The organism is Pseudomonas sp., assembly GCF_049645325.1.
Lineage (GTDB): Bacteria > Pseudomonadota > Gammaproteobacteria > Pseudomonadales > Pseudomonadaceae > Aquipseudomonas.
This window is the reverse complement of record NZ_JBARTQ010000502.1, coordinates 1-3,411: the sequence shown is the minus strand read 5'-3', so window position 1 is coordinate 3,411 and position 3,411 is coordinate 1. Positions and strand designations below refer to the sequence as shown.

Sequence of the window (3,411 nt, the reverse complement as noted above, 5' to 3'; positions counted from 1 at the left end):
CGACAACGGGAGTCACAATCCCGTGCTCTACCAACTGAGCTACGCCCACCATCTTGCATCGACAAAGAACTCAAACATCTTCTCTGTCTGGCCTCACGCCGCCCGAAGGCTGCATGACGCTTAATTGGTGCGGATGAAGAGACTCGAACTCTTACGCCTCGCGGCGCTGGAACCTAAATCCAGTGTGTCTACCAATTCCACCACATCCGCGCTTGAAGCTCTTAAAGCAAAGGCGCCAGATGATTAATCTGGCGCCTTTCTAAATATGGGGTGGACGAAGGGGATCGAACCCTCGACAACGGGAGTCACAATCCCGTGCTCTACCAACTGAGCTACGCCCACCATATAGCGCTACTTGTGCCAAAGCTGCCTAATGGCGCACCCGGCAGGACTCGAACCTGCGACCATCCGCTTAGAAGGCGGATGCTCTATCCAGCTGAGCTACGGGCGCCTGATTAATCTGTACTCTTGGAGGATTACAAACTAAGTGCTTCCAGCCTGACAGAATAACAATCCTGCTCGACCTTCTTAACCAGTGCTAGGCTGTGCCCGACAAGTGCGACGAATAGTATAGACGCCCCGGAAACCCGTCAAATCTTTTTTGAAAAAAATTCATTTTATTTAAGGGGTTAGGCCAATTTGCAGACCAAGCGCCTTTGCCCTCACGCCTTGGCGTGCGAGAATGCGCGCACTTTTCTTCCCCCTCTCGATGGTTAATCACGCGTAATGACTGCACAACTTATCGACGGCAAATCAATCGCCGCCAGCCTGCGCCAGCAGATCGCCAAACGAGTCACCGAGCGCCGCCTGCAAGGCCTGCGCACGCCTGGCCTCGCGGTGATCCTGGTCGGCAGCGATCCTGCCTCTCAGGTTTATGTCTCGCACAAGCGTAAAGACTGTGAAGAGGTCGGCTTTATCTCCAAAGCCTACGACCTGCCTTCCGAGACCACCCAGCAGGCCCTAACCGACCTGATCGACGGCCTCAACGATGACCCGAACATCGACGGCATCCTGCTCCAGTTGCCGCTGCCCGAACACTTGGACGCGTCCAAATTGCTGGAGCGCATTCGCCCCGACAAAGACGTCGACGGTTTTCACCCTTATAACGTCGGCCGCCTGGCCCAGCGCATCCCGCTGCTGCGTCCGTGCACGCCCAAAGGCATCATGACCCTGCTGGAAAGCACCGGTGTCGACCTGTACGGTCTCGATGCCGTGGTGGTGGGCGCCTCCAACATCGTCGGGCGCCCGATGGCGATGGAACTGCTACTGGCCGGCTGCACCGTGACCGTTACCCACCGTTTCACCAAGGATCTGGCCGGCCACGTCGGCCGCGCCGACCTGGTGGTCGTTGCCGCCGGCAAGCCGGGCCTGGTCAAGGGTGAGTGGATCAAGGAAGGCGCGATCGTCATCGACGTCGGCATCAACCGTCAGGAAGACGGCAAACTGGTTGGCGACGTGGTGTACGAAACCGCCCTGCCCCGCGCCGGCTGGATCACGCCGGTGCCAGGCGGCGTTGGCCCGATGACCCGCGCCTGCCTGTTGGAAAATACGCTGTATGCGGCAGAGACGCTGCACGACTGATAAGCCGACGCACTGGAGGGCCGGTTCGCTGTTGACTGGCGAGCCACCCTTCACTTGCAGCCGCTCATGGTAAAAAAACCCGCGATCCAGATCGCGGGCTTTTTTTGTTCGAAATTTAAAGCGCGGCGTCGGCCACAGGAGTCGCAGACACTGGAGGCAGAGCCACCGCTGACAGCTTGCCAGTCGCGTCGTCTGGGAGTGTGTACATCGCGCCGGTAAGCGGATCGACAATCAACATGCCGATCAAACCGCCAATCAGCAAATTGCCCCAATACCAGCCGCTCACCGAAGACTTCAACGGAACGGTCGTCTGGGTGTATCCATCCTTCTGGAAGGTGACGGTGTAGCTTTGGCTTTTAAAGTAACCACGACTGGTCTCAAGGATGGCTGTGCCAGGCGTGACACCCTTGCCCACCACGCCGCCCTTGCTGTCTTTAATCACATAGTTTGCTTGGGTCGGCAGGCTATATAAGCCTACCTTTGGCTTGCTGTCGCTGACGATACTTGCACAACCCGTGAGTGCCAGCACCAGCCCCGCCGCCATACCAGCAGCCACTTTACGCAAAACCATTTCACCACTCCCTATCGCCATCATTGGCTTGACCGAAAATCGGCCGGCGCGCATTGTATCCGAATGATGGCATTTGGACACCTATCGTGCATGGGCGGTGTTTGGAGGCCGACGCCCTACCAAAAAGGACGCGCTGGAAACTGGAGAAATAGAACAATCAATGATTGGTACAAAATCGATACAAGCCTGACCAATCATCGGCTTACAGCCTTTATTTAAAGGCCTCTATCACTTTCTGATCCATACTCCTAAAATGTAACGGCATTTGTCATATAACCCGTTCCAGAACGGTATTTCCCTACTTTTTTAGCGAGTTCACCCGCGTGAAAATTCGTCTCTCTATTGTCAGCCTATTTTTTGCACTTACAGGCACTCTCGCACACGCCGCCGAATCCACCCAGGCGCCGCGTGATACCTCCAAACTGCAAATCGCATCCGGCAGCGCCATGCTGGTCGACTTGCAGACCAACAAAGTCATTTATTCCAGCAACCCCGACGTCGTCGTGCCTATCGCGTCCGTCAGCAAGCTGATGACCGGTTTGATCGTGCTCGAAGCCAAACAGAACATGGACGAGTACATCGACATCAACATCAAAGACACGCCGGAAATGAAAGGCGTGTTCTCCCGGGTAAAAATCGGCAGCGAAATGCCGCGCAAGGAAATGCTGCTGATCGCGCTGATGTCTTCGGAAAACCGCGCGGCCGCCAGCCTGGCCCACCACTACCCGGGCGGCTACCCGGCCTTTATCGCGGCGATGAACGCCAAGGCCAAGGCGTTGGGCATGACCAGCACGCATTATGTAGAGCCCACCGGCCTGTCGATTCACAACGTGTCGACTGCCCGCGACCTGAGCAAGCTGCTGGCCGCCGCGCGCAAATACCCGATGCTCAGCCAATTGAGTACCACCAAGGAAAAGACCGTGGCGTTCCGCAAGCCCAACTACACCTTGGGTTTCTCCAACACTGACCACCTGATCAACCGCGCCAGCTGGGACATCAAGCTGACCAAGACCGGTTTCACCAACCAGGCCGGCCACTGCCTGGTGCTGGTGACAACCATGGGCAATCGCCCGGTGTCGCTGGTGATCCTCGATGCATTCGGCAAATTCACTCACTTTGCCGATGCCACGCGCATTCGCAACTGGGTCGAGACCGGCCGGAGTGGTTCGGTGCCGGATGTGGCGTTGCGCTACAAGGCGGACAAGAACCTGAAGAACCGCCCGAACGCGGCAGAAGTGCGTCGCTAAGCACCACAGTCC

Annotated in this window: 3 protein-coding genes and 3 tRNA genes; 2 read left to right on the top strand and 4 right to left on the bottom strand. The window is 57.1% G+C overall.

The genetic code is table 11. From position 1 onward, the window contains the following. Positions 1-125: 125 nt before the first annotated feature. The 3 genes from WBB95_RS21450 to WBB95_RS21440 form a co-directional block, all read right to left on the bottom strand. Positions 126-210: transfer RNA gene (locus WBB95_RS21450), tRNA-Leu, on the bottom strand. A gap of 56 nt (positions 211-266) precedes the next feature. Beyond that, positions 267-342, bottom strand: a tRNA-His gene (locus WBB95_RS21445). A 32-nt stretch (positions 343-374) separates the two neighbouring features. Beyond that, positions 375-451 (bottom strand) — tRNA-Arg (locus WBB95_RS21440). A 275-nt stretch (positions 452-726) separates the two neighbouring features. Between WBB95_RS21440 and folD the strand changes: the two genes are divergently transcribed. Next, a complete protein-coding gene (gene folD / locus WBB95_RS21435) occupies positions 727-1,581 on the top strand; it encodes a bifunctional methylenetetrahydrofolate dehydrogenase/methenyltetrahydrofolate cyclohydrolase FolD (protein ID WP_424489396.1) in 855 nt (284 codons plus the stop codon). A gap of 115 nt (positions 1,582-1,696) precedes the next feature. Here the strand turns inward: folD and WBB95_RS21430 are convergent, their stop codons facing one another. Beyond that, positions 1,697-2,152 carry a hypothetical protein gene (locus WBB95_RS21430; RefSeq protein WP_424489395.1) on the bottom strand — a complete coding sequence of 152 codons (456 nt, stop codon included), beginning with the start codon at positions 2,150-2,152 and terminating at the stop codon, positions 1,697-1,699. Between the two features lie 323 nt (positions 2,153-2,475). Between WBB95_RS21430 and pbpG the strand changes: the two genes are divergently transcribed. Continuing rightward, positions 2,476-3,399 carry a D-alanyl-D-alanine endopeptidase gene (gene pbpG, locus WBB95_RS21425; protein ID WP_424489394.1) on the top strand — a complete coding sequence of 308 codons (924 nt, stop codon included), beginning with the start codon at positions 2,476-2,478 and terminating at the stop codon, positions 3,397-3,399. The last annotated feature ends 12 nt before the right edge of the window (positions 3,400-3,411 follow it).

Excerpts from the sequence above, each read along its gene's own strand:
- folD (WP_424489396.1), top strand. The coding sequence starts at position 727 with ATGACTGCACAACTTATCGACGGCAAATCAATCGCCGCCAGCCTGCGC.
- WBB95_RS21430 (WP_424489395.1), bottom strand. The coding sequence starts at position 2,152 with ATGGTTTTGCGTAAAGTGGCTGCTGGTATGGCGGCGGGGCTGGTGCTG.